The sequence below is a fragment of the Streptomyces sp. A2-16 genome (assembly GCF_018128905.1).
GTDB lineage: Bacteria > Actinomycetota > Actinomycetes > Streptomycetales > Streptomycetaceae > Streptomyces.
Genome location: NZ_CP063808.1, coordinates 6548894 through 6568485, shown reverse-complemented (window position 1 = coordinate 6568485; position 19592 = coordinate 6548894). Strand labels below are relative to the sequence as shown.

Sequence of the window (19592 nt, the reverse complement as noted above, 5' to 3'; positions counted from 1 at the left end):
GGCCGGGCCCGCACACCGCAAGGCCCCACCGGTCCGCGGCAGGCGCCGGAGCACCCCTGCCGATATGATCTGACTGATCGTCGACGACCATCCGCGGACGGTCCGCCACCAGCCCGCGGACACGGCTGCGAGCAGTGCGATCGGGGAGACGGATGTGACGACAGGCTGGCAGTTCTGGGTCGACCGGGGCGGTACCTTCACCGACATCGTCGCGCGACGCCCCGACGGCCGCCTGCTCACCCACAAGCTCCTCTCGGAGAATTCGGCGCGCTACGCCGACGCCGCAGTCGCCGGAGTCCGAGCACTCCTGGACGGCTCCCGGGAGCCCGTCGACGCCGTCCGCATGGGGACCACCGTGGCCACCAACGCCCTCCTGGAACGCAAGGGCGAGCGCACCCTCCTTGTAATCACCCGCGGTTTCCGCGACGCCCTGCGCATCGCCTACCAGAACCGGCCCCACATCTTCGCCCGACGCATCGAACTCCCCGAACTGCTCCACGAACGGGTCGTGGAGGTCGACGAGCGCATCGCCGCCGACGGCACAGTGCTGCGCGCCCCCGACCTCGACGCCCTCGCCGGGCCCCTCCAGGAGGCGTACGACGACGGGATCCGCGCCGTCGCCGTGGTCTGCATGCACAGCCATCTCCACCCGGCCCACGAGCAGGAGATCGGACGGCTCGCCGCCCGTGTCGGCTTTCCGCAGATCTCGCTCTCCAGCGAGGTCAGCCCGCTGATGAAGCTCGTCCCGCGCGGGGACACCGCCGTCGTCGACGCCTACCTGTCGCCGGTGCTGCGCCGCTACGTCCAGCACGTCGCCGACGAACTCGACGGCGTGCGGCTGATGTTCATGCAGTCCAACGGCGGCCTCGCGGAAGCCGGCCAGTTCCGCGGCAAGGACGCCATCCTCTCCGGACCCGCCGGCGGCATCGTCGGGATGGCCCGCATGTCCCGGCTGGCCGGATTCGACCGGGTCATCGGCTTCGACATGGGCGGCACCTCCACCGATGTCTCGCACTTCGCGGGCGAGTACGAACGCGTCTTCACCACCCGGATCGCCGGAGTCCGGCTGCGCGCGCCCATGCTGGACATTCACACCGTCGCGGCCGGCGGCGGCTCGGTGCTGCACTTCGACGGCTCCCGCTACCGCGTAGGGCCGGACTCGGCGGGCGCGGACCCGGGACCCGCCTGTTACCGGGGCGGCGGCCCGCTCGCCGTCACCGACGCCAACGTGATGCTCGGCCGCATCCAACCCGCCTTCTTTCCCCAGGTGTTCGGCCCCGGCGGCGACCAACCCCTCGACGCGGAGCTCGTCCGCGACCGCTTCACCGACCTCGCCCACGAGATCCGTGAGCGGACCGGCGACGACCGCACGCCCGAACAGGTCGCCGAGGGCTACCTCCAGATCGCGGTCGCCAACATCGCGGGCGCCGTCAAGCGGATCTCCGTCCAGAAGGGCCACGACGTCACCCGCTACGCGCTCACCACCTTCGGCGGGGCGGGCGGCCAGCACGCGTGCATGGTCGCCGACTCCCTCGGTATCCGCACGGTCCTGGTGCCGCCGATGGCCGGTGTCCTCTCCGCCCTCGGCATCGGCCTCGCCGACACGACGGCCATGCGCGAGCAGTCCGTCGAGGTCCCCCTGGAGCCCGCCGCGATGCCCGGCGTCCTCAAGACCGCCGAAGACCTGGAGAGCGCCGCGCGCGCCGAACTCCGCGCCGAGGACGTCCCCGAGGACCGCATCCGCGTCACCCGCCGCGCCCAGCTCCGCTACGACGGCACCGACACCCCCCTCACCGTCGAGCTGACCGAGCCCGCCGCGATGAGGCACGCCTTCGAAGAACGTCATCGCGCCACGTACTCCTTCACCCTCGACCGCCCGCTCGTCGTCGAAGCCCTCTCCGTCGAAGCCACCGGCATCACCGAACCCCCCGATCTCTCCGCCCTGGCCACCTACCAGGGCCGGCCCGCCGCCCCCGACACCGTCCGCCTCCACACGGCCGGCGCCTGGCACGACGTCCCCCTCCACCGCCGCGAGAACCTGCCCCCCGGCGAGACGGTCACCGGACCCGCGATCATCACCGAGGCCAGTGCGACGACCGTCGTCGACGACGGCTGGCGGGCCGCGACGACCGACGACGGGCATCTGGTCATGGAACGCACGGCGATTACGGAGAGTTCCGATCTCGACACGAAAGTCGACCCGGTTCTGCTCGAGGTCTTCAACAACCTCTTCATGTCCATCGCCGAACAGATGGGCGCTCGACTGGAGTCGACGGCCCAGTCCGTCAACATCAAGGAACGCCTCGACTTCTCCTGCGCCCTCTTCGACCCGGACGGAAACCTGGTGGCCAACGCCCCGCACATCCCCGTCCACCTGGGCTCGATGGGCACCAGCGTCAAAGAGGTCATCCGCCGCCGCGGCCCGTCCATGCGCCCCGGAGACACCTACGCGGTCAACGACCCGTACCACGGCGGCACCCACCTGCCCGACGTCACCGTGATCACCCCCGTCTTCGACACCGAACGCACGGCGGGCACGGAGAGTGACCAGATCCTCTTCTACGTCGCCTCCCGCGGCCACCACGCCGAGATCGGCGGCATCGCCCCCGGATCCATGCCCGCGAACAGCCGCACCATCGAGGAGGAGGGCGTCCTCCTCGACAACTGGCTGCTCGCCGAGAACGGCCGCTTCCGCGAGCAGGAGACCCTCCGCCTGCTCACCGAGGCGCCGTACCCCTCCCGCAATCCGCAGACCAACCTCGCCGACCTGCGCGCCCAGATCGCCGCCAACAACAAGGGCGTCGACGAAGTCGGCCGGATGATCGAGAACTTCGGCCTCGACGTCATCCAGGCGTACATGAGGCACGTCCAGGACAACGCCGAAGAGGCCGTGCGCCGGGTGATCGACGCCCTGGACGACGGGGAGTACGCCTACGAGACCGACTCGGGCGCCGTCATCCACGTACGCGTGCGCGTGAACCGCGAAAACCGGTCCGCCACCGTCGACTTCACCGGCACGTCGGACCAGCTGACCACCAACTTCAACGCCCCCTTCGCCGTGGTCAACGCGGCCGTCCTGTACGTGTTCCGGACCCTCGTCGACGACGACATCCCGCTCAACGACGGCTGTCTGCGCCCGCTCGACATCGTCGTACCGCCCGGTTCCATGCTGGCACCCGAGCCTCCGGCCGCCGTGGTCGCGGGCAACGTGGAGACCTCACAGGCCATCACCGGGGCGCTGTACGCGGCCCTGGGAGTCCAGGCCGAGGGGTCCGGCACCATGAACAACGTGACCTTCGGCAACGACCGTCACCAGTACTACGAGACCGTGGCCTCCGGATCCGGAGCGGGAGACGGCTTCCCCGGTGCGTCCGCCGTCCAGACCCACATGACCAACTCGCGGCTCACCGACCCCGAGGTCCTGGAGTGGCGACTGCCCGTCCAGCTCGACGAGTTCGCGCTGCGGCCCGGTAGCGGCGGCGCAGGACAGTGGCACGGCGGGGACGGTGTCGTACGCCGCATCCGCTTCCACGAGCCCATGACGGTCTCGACCCTGTCCCAGCACCGTAGGGTTCCCCCGTACGGCATGGCGGGCGGCGAGCCCGGTGCGACGGGCGCCAACCGCGTGGAGCACGCGGACGGCACGGTCACCCGACTCGGTGGCCGGGACACGGCGGACGTCGGCCCCGGCGACGTACTCGTCATCGAGACCCCCGGAGGCGGAGGCTACGGCCCGCCGTCGACCCAACACCCCCAGCAAGCAGGAGAAGAGACCAATGATCTTCGGGCGTTCTGAGCGCGGCAAGCCCCCGGTCGAGCCCGTCACGCTCAAGATCCTGGTGGCCGGCGGCTTCGGCGTGGGCAAGACCACGTTCGTGGGCGCGGTCAGCGAGATCAGACCGCTGCGCACCGAGGAACTGCTCACCGAGGCAGGACGCCCGGTCGACGACACGAGCGGTGTCGAGGGCAAGCGGACCACCACCGTCGCCATGGACTTCGGGCGCATCACCCTGCGCGAGGACCTGGTGCTGTACCTGTTCGGCACACCCGGACAGGAACGGTTCTGGTTCATGTGGGACGAACTCTCCGAGGGCGCTCTCGGAGCCGTCGTGCTCGCCGACACGCGTCGCCTGGAGGACTGCTTCGCCGCCGTCGACTACTTCGAGCGGCGTTCCATACCGTTCCTCGTCGGCGTCAACTGCTTCGAGGGGGCCGCCCGTTATCCCGAGGAGGAGGTGCGGCAGGCCCTCGACCTCGACGAGGACGTACCGATCCTGCTGTGCGACGCCCGGGACAAGCAGTCGGTCAAGGACGTCCTCGTGGGCGTCGTCCAGCACGCGATGGCGTACTCGGCGCGGCGCCGCCAGACCGTCACCACCTGAGCCCGGAGAGCGGCCCGTACCCCCGCCGACAGGGGTACGGGCCGCGGCTCGGCGGCACTACGCGCGCGTGCCCGGTTCCCGCCGGCCTTGCACGCGCGTGCCTAGTTCTCGCCGTCCTCCTCCCAGCCGAAGCTCTTCTCCACGGCCTTGCGCCAGTTGTGGTACTGGCGGTCCCTCACGGACGCCTCCATGTCCGGCGTCCACTCGACGTCCTTCTGCCAGTGGGACTTCAGTTCGTCGAGGTCGTTCCACACGCCCGTGGCGAGCCCGGCCGCGTAGGCGGCGCCCAGGCACGTGGTCTCGGAGACCTTCGGCCGTACCACCGGCACGTCGAGCACATCCGCCTGGTGCTGCATCAGCAGGTTGTTCTTGGTCATGCCGCCGTCCACCTTCAGGGTGGTGATCTGCACCCCGGAGTCCTGGTACATGGCGTCCACGACCTCGCGCGTCTGCCAGCTCGTCGCCTCCAGCACCGCGCGCGCGAGGTGCGCCTTGGTGACGTACCGGGTCAGGCCCGTGACGACCCCGCGCGCGTCCGAGCGCCAATAGGGCGCGAACAGGCCGGAGAAGGCGGGCACGATGTACGCGCCGCCGTTGTCCTCGACACTCGCTGCCAGGGGCTCGATCTCGTCGGCGGTACGGATGATGCCGAGCTGGTCGCGGAACCACTGGACGAGGGCGCCCGTGATGGCGATCGACCCCTCCAGGCAGTAGACCGGCGCCTCGGAGCCGATCTTGTAGCCCATCGTCGTCAGCAGGCCGTTCTTCGACGGGACCGGCCTGTTGCCCGTGTTGAGCAGCAGGAAGGAGCCCGTGCCGTACGTGTTCTTCGCCGTGCCCACGTCGTAACAGGCCTGCCCGAACACCGCGGCCTGCTGGTCGCCCAGTGCCGACGCCACGGGCACGCCCGCGAGTTGGCCGACCGCGGTGCCGTAGACCTCGGCGGACGACCTGATCTCGGGCAGCACGGCGTCGGGCACGTTCATCGCGGACAGGATCGACTGGTCCCACTGGAGGGTCTCCAGGTTCATCAGCATGGTCCGTCCGGCGTTGGTCACGTCGGTGACGTGCTGCCCGCCGTCCGTGCCGCCGGTGAGGTTCCAGATCAGCCAGGAGTCGATGGTGCCGAAGGCGATCTCGCCGTTCTCGGCACGTGCGCGCAGCCCGGGCACGTTGTCGAGCAGCCAGGCCGCCTTGGGTCCCGAGAAGTAGGTGGCCAGCGGCAGTCCGGTCTGTTCGCGGAACCGGTCCTGCCCGTCCGAGCCGCCGAGCTGGTTGGTCAGGGCCGCTGTGCGGGTGTCCTGCCACACGATCGCGTTGTGCACGGGCTTGCCCGTGGCGCGGTCCCACAGGACCGTCGTCTCGCGCTGGTTGGTGATCCCCAGCGCGCTGACCTGGTCGGCGCGCAGGCCGGCCTTGGCGATCGCCCCGGCGACCACGGCCTGCACCTTGGACCAGATCTCGGTGGCGTCGTGCTCCACCCAGCCGGGCTTGGGGAAGATCTGGCGGTGCTCGCGCTGGTCGACGGCCACGATCGCGCCGTCCTGGTTGAAGATGATGCAGCGGCTGGAGGTGGTGCCCTGGTCGATAGCGGCGACGAACTTGTCCGTCATGACGTCCCCTTCGTCGGTTCCTGCACAAGGCTGTGTTTCAGAAGGCTGCGTTGAAGATCACCCCGGACAGAGCCCCGCCGATCAGCGGTCCGACCACCGGGATCCACGCGTAACCCCAGTCCGAGGTGCCCTTGTTGGGAATCGGCAGCAGGGTGTGGACGATGCGCGGTCCGAGGTCACGGGCCGGGTTGATGGCGTAGCCGGTGGGCCCGCCGAGCGACAGACCGATGCCGACCACCAGGAACGCGACGACGAGGACCGCGGTACCGGACTCGCCGAGTCCCTTGGTGAGCCCGAAGGCCAGGATGGGCAGGACCAGGCCGACGGTCGCGATGATCTCCGTGATCAGGTTGGCCACGGGATTGCGGATCGCGGGACCGGTGGCGAAGATCCCGAGCGTGGGCTGGGCGATCTCCTCCTCGGCGTTGGCCTGGAACTGCGCGTAGTAGACCAGCCAGCACAGCACCGCCCCGAGCATGGCGCCGACCATCTGCCCGGCGATGTAGACAGGTACCTGGTCCCAGTCACCGGTGTCGACGGCGATCCCGAGGGTCACCGCGGGGTTGAGATGCCCGCCGGACAGCGGAGCGGCGGTGTATGCCCCGGCCAGCACGCCGAAGCCCCAGCCGAACGCGATGACGACCCAGCCCGAGTCCTTTGCCTTGGAGTAGTTGAGTACGACGGCGGCGACCACGCCGGCGCCGAAGAGGATCAGAATCGCCGTACCGATGACCTCGCCGAGAAATACGTCTCCGTTGCTCATGGCGGCTCCTAGGCCCTGGCCCGGGACGTTCCCGCCCCGGTCCTCCGTGCAGGGTTGCGGTTCCCTTGGCGAACTGCCGTAGGGCAGGGAGGAACCCGCGCCCCGCCCGGCGTCCGCGACGAGCGTGCCGTCGCAGCCGAATCGCCCGTGGGGGTATGGGCCTGGACTCGTGGGGGCCCGCGCGGCGTGGTGCCTGGATACGCCGAGAATGTACGGCGATGTCGACTGACACCGGAAGTGTTCACCGGGCCCCGGGGGGCGTCAAGGTCGCCGACGGCAACGGTTGGAGCCGGTCCCGGACAGCCCGCCCGACGACCGGGACGCGCCTCGATCCGAACGACGCCTCACGGGACGGGCCTCGGGTGGGACAGGGTCGCGCCGAGCAGTGCCTCACGGGACCGGTCCCGCGCGGTGCATGGCCGCGCCGAGCAGCGCCTCACAGGACCGGCCCCGGCAGGACATGGCCGAGCCGGACGATGTCCTGCCGGGACCCGCCCGTCCTGGACACGGTCGAGCGGAACGGCGCTCTGCCGGGGACCCGCCCTCAGCCCCTCCCCGGCTCCGCCACCGCGTACCCCGCGGAAGCCCCCTGGGGCCCCGTCCCGCGCCTGATCTCGTGCCCCGGCAGCCCGGCTCGCCCCACTACCCAACTCGCCCCGCTGAGGGCCTTCGCGGCCTTCTTCAGCGGTGCCAGACACGCGGCCGCCTCCCGGTGGTCCGCCGCACTGCCCGGCGGGCACACCACGGTGGCCAGGGACAGCGTCACGGGCCGTCCGCCCGCCGCCCAGGGGGCGTCCAGCACGGCAGCGGCCAGCGGAGCCAGCTCCACCGGTTCCGTCAGCACCAGGAAGTCGTCCCCGCCGATGTGCCCCACGCGCGCGGTGCCGGTCGCGGCGCGCTGGAGCGCCTGCCCCACCGCGCGGATGAGCTCGTCGCCCGCAGCGAACCCGGCGCTGTCGTTGACCTGTTTGAAGTGGTCGACGTCCAGCCAGCTCAGCGCGAACGTCCGCCCGGCCGCGAGGCGCCGATCCACCTCCGCCGTGATCGCGTCCGAACCGGGCAGCCGCGTCAGCGGGTTGAGACCGGCCGCCTCCTCCACCCGGGTCTCGCTCAGCGCCCGTACGAGATCCGCGAGCCGTACGACTCCCACGCAACGGCCGTGGCGGTCGACCACGGCCACGTCGTCCGAGGTGCGGTCCCGGTCCCCGACGGCGACCACGTCCAGGACCTCCCACGCGGTGGCGTCGATCCCCACCGTCCGCGGTGGATCGCCCAGTTTGGCCGCGGGACGGTCGGCGTACAGAGCGTGTCCGTAGCGCCCAGACATCGACAGCAGGAAGCGCGAGCGGTGCACCGACCGGAACGGCACCCCGTCCCGGTCCACGAGCAGTACCCCGGACACGTCCGGCGACCCGGTCAGCAGCGCACGGACCTGCCCCGCGGACGCCGTGGCGGGCAACAGCGCGGCGGGGCGCACGAACTCCCGCACGGAAGGGCCGGAAGGCAGGGGCGCCGCGTCGACGGGGGAGCGGGGCGGAACGTACACCTCCGCCGCCGGAAGCCGGGACGGCGGGGCGAACAGCGTGCCCTGGGCCAGCTGCGCGCCGGCCGAGAGCGCGGCCCCGTACTGCAGTTCCGTCTCCACTCCCTCGGCGCACAGGAGCGCTCCCAGCTCGTCGCACAGGGTCCGCATCGCCCGCACCGCCGACGGCCGGACGAGCAGGGACGCGTCGAGCTTCACGACGTCGGGCGCCATGTCGACCAGCAGTCGCAGCGGTACGTCACCGTCCCCGACGCCGTCCGCACTGATCCGGAAGCCCTGTCCCCGCAGCTCGGCGAGCGCCTCCAGGAGCGCCTGATGCGGTACGTGCGTGTACGGCGGCACCACGTCGATCGTGACCTCCCACGGCAGCCGCCCCACCTCACGCACCGCGTGGTGCAGCGGGGTGAGGCCGCCGAGGTCGGCGAGCGTGGCCGCGAACACGTTGACGTGCAGCGGCAACAGCGACTCCCTGCGCGCGGCCGCCCGAACGGCCAACACGGCGAGCCGCCCGTCGAGTTCGGGATCGCGCCGAGCCTCCGCCAGGACGTCACCCGTTTCCGGGCGGGCGAGTATCTCCAGCCCCGCGACTCCGCCGGTGGCCAGATTGACGACTGGTTGGAAGGCGAAGCGGAGAGTGTCCGTCCAGGAGCGCACGGGAGCATGATGGCTCCCTTCGTGCACGCCCAAGCGCAGTTCATGAGACGTTCACGCAGGATTCCGGAGCCCTCACACAGCGTAGGCGCAAGCCCTTTCGGCGAAACCCCTCTCCCTCCCGTCACTTCACGGCGATCACCGCCGAGCCGTGCCCGAACAGCCCCTGGTTCGCGGTGATCCCCACGCGCGCGTGAGCGACCTGCCGGTCACCGGCATCGCCCCGCAACTGCCAGGTGAGCTCGCACACCTGGGCGATCGCCTGGGCCGGCACCGCCTCGCCGAAGGAGGCGAGTCCGCCGCTCGCGTTGACGGGTGTACGCCCGCCCGGAGCCGTCGCCCCCTCGCGCAGGAGCTTCGCGCCCTCGCCCTCTCCGCACAGCCCGAGGTCCTCGTACCACTGCAACTCCAGGGCGGTGGACAGGTCGTAGACCTCGGCGAGGGAGAGATCCTCCGGCCCGACCCCGGCCTCCTCGTAGGCCGCGCGCGCGATCGACGCCCGGAACGTCTCGCCGGAGGGCTCGACGGCGGCGGCGGAGTCCGTCGCGATGTCCGGCAGGTCGAGCACCGTGTTCGGGTACGTCGGCGTCACCGTCGACACCGCCCTGATCCGCACGGGCTCGGCGACGCCGCTGCGGCGCGCGAACTCCATGCTGGACAGCACCAGTGCCGCCCCGCCGTCCGATGTGGCGCAGATGTCGAGCAGCCGCAGCGGATCGGCCACCACGGCGGAGGCCGCGACCTCGTCCGCGCTCACCCGCTTGCGATAGCGCGCGTTCGGATTCAGTGCGCCCATGGTCGAGTTCTTCACCTTGACCTGCGCGAAGTCCTCCACCGTGTCCCCGTGGACGGCCATCCGGCGACGCGCGTACAGCCCGAAGTACGTCGGGTTGGTCGCCCCGAGGACCCGGAACCGCAGCCAGTCCGGATCGTCGGGCCGGTCACCGCCTGCGGGCCGGAAGTACCCCTTGGGTGCCGCGTCGGCACCCACCACGAGCACCACGTCGGCCAGTCCCGCCAAGATCTGCGCCCGTGCCGCGGCCACCGCCTGCGCGCCGGACGCGCACGCCGCGTACACGCTGGCGACACGGGCCCCCTGCCAGCCGAGGGCCTTGGCGAAGGTCGCCCCCGCCACATAGCCCGGATAGCCGCCCCGCACGGTGTCGGCACCGACGATCGAGCCGACGTCCCGCCACTCCAGACCGGCGTCGGCCAGCGCCGCGCGGGCCGCCGCCACGCCGTACTCGACGAAACCGCGCCCCCACTTGCCCCAGGGGTGCATGCCCGCACCGAGCACCGCCACCTCTGCCGTCATGCCCGCACCCCCGTCGGCCGCCACTGCCACGTCGTCCAGACCGTCTCGCCGTCCTCATGGAGCACACCGGGGACGACCTCGACCTCCGCGCCGACGGTCAGATCGGCGACGGTGACCCCCGGAACCGCCTGCCCCAGCACCACGATCCGCTCGGCGGTCAGCTCCACAGCGATCAACGTGTACGGCTCCCACGGAAGTTCCGGATCGGTCACATACGGTGACGGCGGCCGGTACCTGCTGTCGGTGTAAGACCAGACGCGACCGCGCCGCGAAAGGGGAATCTCCGCCAGATCGCCACCGGTGCATCCCGGGTTGCGGCAATGGCCGTCCTCGCGTGGGAAGAAGACCGAGGCGCAGGCCGAGCAGCGCGTCCCGAGCAGCGTGAAATCGTCTCCGTCACCGGCGAACCACCCGGTGACCACAGGTGTGCGCGTGTGCGGCAAAGCCCCTCCCCGGGCCGGATCTGACGGAACGTCAGAAGTGTCGCACGGGCCGCCGCAAAGAGGCAGAGGGCCCGGCGGAACCGCGGCACCCGATGATCGGATACAGTCCGCGGCGTGTCCGAAACTCAGCACTCCACCCCCAACTCCGCTCCCGGCTCCCACTGTTCGAGCTGCGGAGCGTCCTACGGAGAGGGTGTCGCGGGCTGGCCCCGCACCTGTCCCGTCTGCAACGCCGTGGCGTACCGCAACCCTCTGCCGGTCGCCGTCGCACTCCAGCCCGTGTACGACACACAAGGCACCGCCCTTGTCGTCATCACCCGGACCGTGGCTCCCGCGCGCGGAGGCATCGCGCTGCCCGGCGGGTACATCGACGACCGCGAGGACTGGCGGCACGCCCTGGTCCGTGAACTCAGGGAAGAGACCGGTATCGAAGCGGCGGCCCGTGACGTGCGGCTCGTCGACGTGCTGAGCTCGCCCGACGGCCACCTGCTGCTGTTCGGCGTGCTGCCGGAGCGCCCCGCCGACGGCCTCCCGCAGTCCGCGGCCACGAACGAGACGGAGGGCTGGCACCTCCTGCGCAGGCCCGAGGAACTCGCCTTCCCCCTGCACACGCTGGCCGTAAGGGCCTGGTTCGAGGGCCGCTACGTCTGAGTCTCAGCGCGCTCCCAGCCCGCGCAGCCGCACGGGGTGGGACGGCTCGCTCAAGCCGTCCTCGCCCTCCCGCTGAACGACCACCTTCCGGCCCACCCAGCGGGCGACGTAGCGTTCGATCTCCGGTTCGTCCCAACCGTCGCCCGCGTCCTCGACGACCAGTCCGCCCCCGCTCCGTCCGCGGGCCGGTGCCCACACTTCCAGTTCGATGCCGCCGTCGTCCCCCCGTACCGGTATGACAGCGCCCGCGCGCGCGAGCACCGGGATCCGCGACAGCGGAGCGTCGACGAGGACCTGCCCCGGCCCCTCGTAGACCTGTTCCGTCGTCGTGTCGTACCAGCGCCCCCGCGGCAGCTGCACCGCACGCCGGTTGCCGCCCGGATCGAGCACAGGTGCCACGAGCAGGCAATCACCGAGCAGAAAGGCGTCCTCGCAGTCCCGCAGGGCGCGGTCCTCGGGCGCGGACCACCACAACGGCCGTACGTAAGGCGCTCCGGTACGTCGCGCCAACTGGGCGAGCGTCATGAAGTACGGCAGCAGACGCCGACGCTCCACGAGCGCCACGCGCGCGTGCTCCAGCACCTCGGCTCCGAACTCCCAGGGCTCCCTGCGCCCCGCCCGCAGACTCGCGTGGGTACGGAACAACGGCAGCCAGGCGCCCAGCTGGAACCAGCGCAGATACAGCTCGGGCGACGGGTGCCCGTCGTAGCCGCCCACATCCGGCCCCGAGTACGGCACCCCGCACAGCCCCAGCCCCATCACGAGCGCCAGCGAGGCCCGCAGGCCCGGCCAGCCGGTCGCCACGTCACCGGACCAGGTGCCGCCGTATCGCTGCATGCCGGCCCATCCGGAGCGCGAGAACAGGAAGGGCCGTTCCTTGGGCGCCAGTTCGCGCAGGCCCTCGTACCCGGCCTGGGCCATGCACAACGCGTAGACGTTGTGCGCCTCCTGGTGGTCACCGCCGCGCCCCTCCAGGGAGTGCCTGGCCGACCGCGGCAGGGTGGACTCCCCGAACGCGGTGAAGGACGTGGGCTCGTTCATGTCGTGCCAGAAGCCCGTGAACCCCGCCGTGAGCCTCTCCTGGTAGAGGCGACCCCACCACGCACGCACGCGTGCGTGCGTGAAGTCCGGAAAGACCGCCTCACCGGGCCAGACGACCCCTTCAACGATCCGCCCGGACCCGTCACGCACGAAGGCGTCCTCGGCCGTCCCGCTGTCGTGGACCGCGTTGCCGGGGGCTGCCTTGACGGCCGGGTTGACGATCGACACCAGCCGGATCCCGTCCCGGAGCAGTTCCTCGGCCAGTTGGGGCAGCTTCGGGAAGCGCTCCTGGTCGACCGTGAACACCTGGTGCTCGTCGTAGTGGTCGATGTCGAGGTGGACGGCGTCGAGCGGCAGACCGCGTTCCTGGTACCCGGCGACGATCCGCCGCACCTCCTGCTCACTGCCGAAGCCCCAGCGCGCGTGATGATGGCCGAGCGCCCAGGACGGCGGCAGCGCGGGGGCACCGGTCAGCGAGGCCCAGGCGAGCAGCACGCGCGCGGGGGTGCCCACCATCACCCAGCAGCGCAGCGGACCGCCGGCCATCCGCAGCTCGGACATCCCCGTCCGGTCGTGCCCGGAGCCGGCTCCCTCCTCGCCCTCCCGCAGCGTCACCGTGCCGTCCCAGGAGGTGTCGTGGAACACGAGATGGGTGGCGGCGTCGGCCACCACCAGCTGCACCGGCATCGTGACGTACAGCGGATCGTCCCCCGGCCCGAACGCCCGGCCGGGGTCGGTGTTCCACAGCCGGTACGTCCCGTCCCGCAGCCGAGGGCCCGAGGCCCGTCCCCCGAGCCCGAAGAACCGGGCGTCGGCGGCCACCTCCGACCGCTGCATCCAGCGCGCCGCACCGCCGCCCACCGGCTCCCACCAACGGGGCGGCAGATCCCGGCGCAGGGTCACCCCGCCGGGCGTACGCACCTCGACCGCTCCGTGCCGTGACACCACGATCGTGGCCCGCTCGGACACGACCTGCCAGCCGCCGTCCTTGTCCGGCTCGAGGAGGGCCCGTGGATCGGGCTCGGGGCAGCGGCCCGCGAGCGCGTACGACGGCTCGGGTTCTGCGCCGTCCCAGCCCCAGAAGACCGCCCCGTTCACGCAGACGACGATCCGCAGCTCCGAGCGGCTGAACCGGAGGACGCCCCCGCCGGGAGCCGGCTCGACGTCCTGGAGCGGTCCCGGCACCCGCGCCCGCTCGGCTCCCCGCGCCGGCAGCCCGACGGCGTCGACGCGCCTCCTGCGCCACGCGGCCCGCACGGTACGCAACCCCTGGGGCGCCCCCGCCGAACCGACCGCCTTCACCGAACGCACCAGGTCACGACCGTTCATGCTGCTCACCCTGCCACTCACTGCCCCACCCGCGCGTGCCGTTCAACTGCCGTTCACCCGTGCCAGGACCACATCTTCACGACACGGACTATGTGGGGCGCGCCCTGGCGTAGAAGTTGATCACATGGCATCGTCCCTGTCAGCCGCGTCACGCGCACACCCCTGGCCCGTGCGCGGGAGACGCACACGACGCGCACAGTCCGGGAGCCCCCATGTCGACCGTGAATCCCCAGCCGCTCTGGCAGCCAGATCCGCAGCGCATCGCCCGGTCCCAGGTCACCAGGTTCCAGGCATGGGCGGCAGAACACCACGGCGCCCCGGCCGACGGAGGCTACGCGGCACTGCACCGCTGGTCCGTGGACGAGCTGGAACCGTTCTGGGAGGCCCTCACGCAGTGGTTCGAGGTTCGGTTCTCGACGCCCTACGCGCGCGTGCTGGGCGACCGCTCGATGCCCGGTGCCGAGTGGTTCCCCGGAGCCACCCTCAACTATGCCGAGCACGCCCTGCGCGCGGCCGAGACCCGCGCGGACGAACCGGCCCTTCTGTACGTCGACGAGACCCATGAGCCCCTGCCGGTGACCTGGGCCGAGCTGCGCCGCCAGGTCGGGTCCCTGACCGCCGAGCTGCGCGCCCTCGGCGTCCGGCCCGGAGACCGCGTCAGCGGCTACCTCCCGAACATCCCGCAGGCCGTCGTCGCGCTCCTCGCCACGGCCGCCGTCGGGGCCGTCTGGACGTCCTGCGCCCCCGACTTCGGCGCCAGGAGCGTTCTGGACCGCTTCCAGCAGGTCGAACCGGTCGTCCTGTTCACCGTCGACGGCTATCGCTACGGAGGCAAGAAGCACGACCGCCGTGAGACGGTCGCCGAGCTCCGCCGTGAACTGCCCTCCCTGCGCGCTGTCGTCCACATCCCGGTGCTCGGTACCGAAGCTCCCGAAGGTGCCCTGGACTGGGATGCCCTCACGCGCGCGGACACGGAACCGGTCTTCGAGCAGGTGCCCTTCGCGCACCCCCTGTGGGTCCTCTACTCCTCCGGCACCACAGGCCTGCCCAAGGCGATCGTCCAGTCCCAGGGCGGCATCCTCGTCGAGCACCTCAAGCAACTCGGCCTGCACTGCGACCTCGGCCCCGAGGACCGTTTCTTCTGGTACACCTCCACCGGCTGGATGATGTGGAACTTCCTCGTCTCCGGCCTCCTCACGGGCACGACCGTCGTCCTGTACGACGGCAGCCCCGGCTATCCCGACACGGGAGCCCAGTGGAGGGTCGCCGAACGCACGGGCGCCACCCTCTACGGCACCTCGGCCGCGTATGTCATGGCCTGCCGCAAGGCCGACGTGCACCCGGGACGGGACTTCGACCTCTCCAAGGTGCAGTGCGTGGCCACCACCGGCTCACCCCTGCCGCCCGACGGCTTCCGCTGGCTGCACGACGAGGTCCGCGACGATCTGTGGATCGCCTCCGTCAGCGGTGGCACGGACGTGTGCTCCTGCTTCGCGGGAGCGGTGCCGACCCTGCCCGTGTACATCGGTGAGCTCCAGGCACCGAGCCTGGGCACCGACCTGCAGTCGTGGGACCCCAGCGGCAAGCCCCTGACCGACGAGGTGGGCGAGCTCGTCGTCACCAACCCCATGCCGTCGATGCCGATCCACTTCTGGAACGACCCCGACGGAAGCCGCTACCACGACAGTTACTTCGACACCTACCCCGGAGTGTGGCGGCACGGCGACTGGATCACCGTCACCTCGCGCGGCTCGGTCGTCATCCACGGCCGCTCCGACTCGACGCTCAACCGCCAGGGCGTCCGTATGGGGTCGGCCGACATCTACGAGGCCGTGGAGCGACTCCCCGAGATCAAGGAATCCCTGGTCATCGGCATTGAACAGCCCGACGGCGGCTACTGGATGCCGCTGTTCGTCCAGCTGGCCCCGGGAGCCGTCCTCGACCAGGCCCTCCTCGACAGCATCAAGCGGACCATCCGCGAGAACCTCTCACCGCGCCACATCCCGGACGAGGTCATCGAGGTCCCGGGCATCCCGCACACCCTCACCGGGAAGCGCATCGAGGTCCCCGTCAAGCGCCTCCTCCAGGGCACTCCGCTGGAGAAGGCGGTCAACCCGGGCTCCATCGACAACCTCGACCTGCTGCACTTCTACGAGGATCTGGCCCGCAAACGCGCCTGACGGAGCGGTCAACCCCCGTAGGTGGCCTCGGACTCACCGAGCACGCCGGCGAAGTCCGAGGCCAGCCGTGCCGCCTCGGCCGGCTCCAGCTCGGCGGCGGTGATCCGCACGCCCGGCCCTGCCGACAGCCGGAACCGGGCTCCGGCCGCGACCCACCAGCCGTACGACCGCAGCCCGTTCACCACGGCCGACTCGTCCCGGACGGGCACCCACACATTCATCCCGCTCGCCCCGTGCGCCTCGATGGACCGGTCGCCGAGCTCCCGCACAAGGGCGTTCCTGCGCACCGCGTAGGTCTCCTCGGCACGAGCGACCAACGCGCGCGTGCTCTCGTCGCCGAGAAGGCCGTACACCGTTTCCTGGAGCAGATGACTGACCCAGCCGGACGTCAGCAGCAGTCGCCCGTCGTGCCGGCCCAGCGTGATCGGATCGCATGCGGCGGCCGCCCAGCGCAGGTCCGTCCCCAGGAACTTGCTCACCGTCCGCACGTGCACCCAGCGCGACAGCCCCGCTTCGGTCAGGGTCCGCAAGGGGGCGTCGGCGACGGCGGAAGCGTGGTCGTTCTCCACGACCAGCACCTCGGGGTGTTCCCGGAGCACACCCAGCAGTGCCTCCTGGCGCTCGGCGGAGAAGCTGCCGCCGTACGGATTCTGTGCCCGCGGACTGCACACCAGCGCCCGCGCCCCCGCCCGCAGCGCCGCGCGCACGGCCTCTGGCGACACGCCCTCGTCGTCGACGGCCACGGGGATCATGCGCAGCCCCAACGCCGTGACCAGATCCAGCAGATGGTGGTACCCCGGATCCTCCATCGCCACGGCATCCCCGGGCCGTAGTTCGACGGAGAGCAGCCTCCCGATCAGATCCAGCGCTCCGTGCGCGAAGGTCACATGCTCCACCGGCACGCCGTCGGACCCCAGCCACGCGCGTACGGCGTCCTCGAGCCGTGCCAGCCGGGGTGTCGAACGGTGCGAACGAGCACCGGGGGACAGCCGCGAAGGGGGCACCAGACCGGGGGACAGCCGCGAAGGGGGCACCAGACCGGGGGACAGCCGCGAAGGGGGCACCAGACCGGGGAGCAGCCGCGGATCGGGGTGACCGCCCGCCAGGTCCCGCAGGCCCTCGGGCACTCTCGGCGGCCGACGCGACGCCACCGCCGGGGCCGGTGCCACCACGGTCCCGCCCCGCCCCCGGGTGACCACGATCCCGCGCTGCCGCAGTTCCTTGTATGCCGTGGCGGCCGTACCCGGACTCACTCCCAGGTCGTCCGCGAGACGCCGCACAGGAGGCAGCGGGGCCCCCGGCGCCAAGGAGCCCTCGGCCACGGCCCGTTCGACGGACGCCGCAATGTGCTTGGCCGTCGTACCAGTGATCTCATATTGTGTTGCCACGTTGGCAAGTATGTATCAGTACATAAATGAAAAGCAAGCAGGCAAGGGGGAGCAGTGCATCCGATACGGCGCGCCGCAGCATGGTCGAGAAACATCCCGGGAGGCAGAGACGGGCGCGGAATGCTCGCCATCGCCCTCGTCGACCGCATCGGCAGCGGACTGTGGGCCTCCGTCTCGGCCCTCTACCTCACCTACGTCTCCGAGCTTTCCCTCACCCAGGTCGGCACCCTCGCCGCTGCCGCCGGAGCCATAGGCATCGCGGGCGCCCCGCTGGGCGGCAAGCTCGCCGACCGGTTCCCGATCACAAGAGTCCTGCTGATCGTCCAGCTCACCCGTGCCATCGCCTCCTGCGCACTGCTCACCACGAACAACTACGCCCTGCTCATAGCCTTCTCGGCAGTGGGCAGCCTCGGCGACCGCGCCGCCAGCATCCTCACCAAGCTCTACGCCACCCGGGTCGCAGGCCCGGACCGCGTCCGCTACCAGGCCTTCCAGCGAACCGTCGCCAACGCGGGCTGGGCCCTGGGAGGCCTGGCCGCCGCAGCGGCCCTGGCCCTGGGAACCACCACCGCCTACCAGTGGCTCCTCGCCGGAGACGCCCTGTCCTTCGTCGCCGCGGCACTGCTCACCCTGCGCTGCGCCGAACCCCCGTCTCCCTCCCGCACCGTCACCACCTCGAAGCACCCCGCCCCCACGACCAGACCGGCGAGCCCCTGGCGCGACCGCACCTATCTCGCCTACGTCGCCACCGAGACCGTCCTCTTCCTCGACGACGCGGTGTTCAAGGTCGGCCTGCCCCTGTGGATCGCCCACGAGAGCAACGCACCGAACGGGCTCGCGCCACTCCTGATGGTCCTCAACAACGTCATGGTCGTGGGGCTCCAGGTCCCCCTTGCCCGATTCGGCGCCACCACAGCCGCTGTCCGCAAACTGCTCCTCCCGCTCTCCGCCACCTTCGCCCTCGGAGGCATCGCCATGGCATTGGCGGCCACGGGCGGAACCGTCACCGCCACAGCCCTCCTCGCCGCCGCGGCAGCCGCCTTCACCGTGGCCGAGATGCTCCACGCCACCATCTCCTGGGAACTCTCCGTCGCCCTCGCCCCCGACACCGCCCAGGGCGCCTACCTCGGCGTCCACGGCCTGGCCCAGTCCGTGCAACGCACGCTCGGACCACTCACGGTCACTGCGGCCATCGCCACCGGCCCAGCGGGATGGGCCACCTTCGGCACAGCCATCGCCCTGACTTGCGCAATCCAGCACAGACTGGTCCGACGGCGCCTCGCCCAGCCCCCGTTGTCAGTGCTGCCGGTTACTGTGAGTGAGCATTGATCGACTGCGCACAGGGGGAAACATGGCGCACACCGACCACCAGACGATGCGACGCGTCCTGCGCCGCGAAATCGCCGGCACCATCGGGCTGCTCACCGACGAGCACGACTTCCGTGCCATGCGGCGCTACCGCAGCTTCACCTTCGACGACCACACGACCTACCTGAAACAGGTCGAAGACCTCCTGAGGACCCGCGCCGCCCAGGGCAGCCACACCACCGTGGCCCTCTTCGACCCCCAGGAGTACGCCGAGTTCTGCGAGGAATCGGGCCTCAACCCGGACATCCCGGCGAGCCGCACACGCTTCACGGCCGAACTCGCCCACACCGGACCGACCCTCCCGTACGAGGGCCAGCCCCTCACCGATCTCGTGCCCGCCCTCGTGGACGAGGCCGTCCGCCAGGCCACCTGGGAGTACGCCACCACCCTCCTCGCCCGCCTCGGCACCTGCGGTTCCTGCGGAGAGGACATCGGCCGCGCAGCCTTCACCCGCGCCTCCGACCTGCTCGTCCGGATCCTCGACACAGCCATGCCGGGCGAACACCACCTTGTCTGCAGCGTCACCGGCACCCCGGAAACCCTCGTCGCCGTGCTCCACTCCGACGAGAACACCGAAGGAGCCGTACAACTCGACGAGGCCGAGGCCCTCGGATTCACCACGGTCCTCGCACTCGGCATCGCCACCCAGAGCCCCGGCGGACTCGTCATGCGCACCAGCGCCCCCGGAACCACCGACCGCATCTACGGCTGGCGCCTTCGCGGCGACGGCCTCGAACCACTCACCGCAGGAGAGGTCTTCGACGCCTACTGCACCGATCTCGACTCCGGCGACCTGATCTCCCCGGAATCGGATGTCGACTACTGCGTACCCCCCGACCTCGGACCGGAAGGACAGACGTCGCACCACAGCCACTGAACACGAGGAGGGCGCCCCACCCACAGGTGGAGCGCCCTCCGGAGAACC

At 71.1% G+C, this 19592-nt stretch carries 13 protein-coding genes; 6 read left to right on the top strand and 7 right to left on the bottom strand.

What is annotated here, in order from left to right:
* The first annotated feature begins 154 nt into the window (after nucleotides 1-154).
* Nucleotides 155-3796 (top strand): hydantoinase B/oxoprolinase family protein, encoded by a 3642-nt coding sequence (locus tag IOD14_RS29460; RefSeq protein WP_212671995.1) that lies wholly within the window; start codon nucleotides 155-157, stop codon nucleotides 3794-3796.
* The gene (locus IOD14_RS29455) at nucleotides 3777-4382 is read left to right on the top strand and encodes an ATP/GTP-binding protein (protein ID WP_123987842.1); all 606 of its coding nucleotides are present in this window, start codon (nucleotides 3777-3779) and stop codon (nucleotides 4380-4382) included. The genes IOD14_RS29460 and IOD14_RS29455 overlap by 20 nt, the downstream gene beginning before the upstream one ends.
* Before the next feature lie 101 nt (nucleotides 4383-4483).
* Here IOD14_RS29455 and glpK read toward each other — a convergent pair whose 3' ends face one another.
* The 5 genes from glpK to IOD14_RS29430 form a co-directional block, all read right to left on the bottom strand.
* A complete protein-coding gene (gene glpK / locus IOD14_RS29450; RefSeq protein ID WP_123987841.1) occupies nucleotides 4484-5995 on the bottom strand; it encodes a glycerol kinase GlpK in 1512 nt (503 codons plus the stop codon).
* A gap of 37 nt (nucleotides 5996-6032) precedes the next feature.
* Nucleotides 6033-6758, bottom strand: coding sequence for an MIP/aquaporin family protein (locus tag IOD14_RS29445; RefSeq protein WP_123987840.1), 726 nt, complete (start codon nucleotides 6756-6758; stop codon nucleotides 6033-6035).
* A 544-nt stretch (nucleotides 6759-7302) separates the two neighbouring features.
* Nucleotides 7303-8955 carry a GGDEF domain-containing protein gene (locus tag IOD14_RS29440; RefSeq protein ID WP_212671994.1) on the bottom strand — a complete coding sequence of 551 codons (1653 nt, stop codon included), beginning with the start codon at nucleotides 8953-8955 and terminating at the stop codon, nucleotides 7303-7305.
* Between the two features lie 121 nt (nucleotides 8956-9076).
* Nucleotides 9077-10267 carry a lipid-transfer protein gene (locus IOD14_RS29435; protein WP_212671993.1) on the bottom strand — a complete coding sequence of 397 codons (1191 nt, stop codon included), beginning with the start codon at nucleotides 10265-10267 and terminating at the stop codon, nucleotides 9077-9079.
* On the bottom strand, nucleotides 10264-10689 hold the full coding sequence (locus IOD14_RS29430; protein WP_123992538.1) for a zinc ribbon domain-containing protein: 426 nt from the start codon (nucleotides 10687-10689) through the stop codon (nucleotides 10264-10266). The genes IOD14_RS29435 and IOD14_RS29430 overlap by 4 nt, the downstream gene beginning before the upstream one ends.
* Nucleotides 10690-10824: 135 nt before the next feature.
* Between IOD14_RS29430 and IOD14_RS29425 the strand changes: the two genes are divergently transcribed.
* Nucleotides 10825-11361 (top strand): NUDIX domain-containing protein, encoded by a 537-nt coding sequence (locus IOD14_RS29425; RefSeq protein WP_123987837.1) that lies wholly within the window; start codon nucleotides 10825-10827, stop codon nucleotides 11359-11361.
* Between the two features lie 3 nt (nucleotides 11362-11364).
* Here IOD14_RS29425 and IOD14_RS29420 read toward each other — a convergent pair whose 3' ends face one another.
* Complete coding sequence (locus IOD14_RS29420) at nucleotides 11365-13731, bottom strand: glycoside hydrolase family 31 protein (RefSeq protein WP_212671992.1); 2367 nt, start codon at nucleotides 13729-13731, stop codon at nucleotides 11365-11367.
* 212 nt (nucleotides 13732-13943) lie between these two features.
* Between IOD14_RS29420 and IOD14_RS29415 the strand changes: the two genes are divergently transcribed.
* On the top strand, nucleotides 13944-15911 hold the full coding sequence (locus tag IOD14_RS29415; protein WP_212671991.1) for an acetoacetate--CoA ligase: 1968 nt from the start codon (nucleotides 13944-13946) through the stop codon (nucleotides 15909-15911).
* 8 nt (nucleotides 15912-15919) lie between these two features.
* Here IOD14_RS29415 and IOD14_RS29410 read toward each other — a convergent pair whose 3' ends face one another.
* On the bottom strand, nucleotides 15920-17299 hold the full coding sequence (locus tag IOD14_RS29410) for an aminotransferase class I/II-fold pyridoxal phosphate-dependent enzyme (protein WP_212671990.1): 1380 nt from the start codon (nucleotides 17297-17299) through the stop codon (nucleotides 15920-15922).
* 120 nt (nucleotides 17300-17419) lie between these two features.
* Here IOD14_RS29410 and IOD14_RS29405 point away from each other — a divergent pair, with 120 nt between their 5' ends.
* Both IOD14_RS29405 and IOD14_RS29400 read left to right on the top strand, forming a co-directional pair.
* The gene (locus IOD14_RS29405) at nucleotides 17420-18628 is read left to right on the top strand and encodes an MFS transporter (RefSeq protein ID WP_212671989.1); all 1209 of its coding nucleotides are present in this window, start codon (nucleotides 17420-17422) and stop codon (nucleotides 18626-18628) included.
* A gap of 22 nt (nucleotides 18629-18650) precedes the next feature.
* The gene (locus tag IOD14_RS29400; RefSeq protein WP_212671988.1) at nucleotides 18651-19544 is read left to right on the top strand and encodes a hypothetical protein; all 894 of its coding nucleotides are present in this window, start codon (nucleotides 18651-18653) and stop codon (nucleotides 19542-19544) included.
* Nucleotides 19545-19592: the final 48 nt, after the last annotated feature.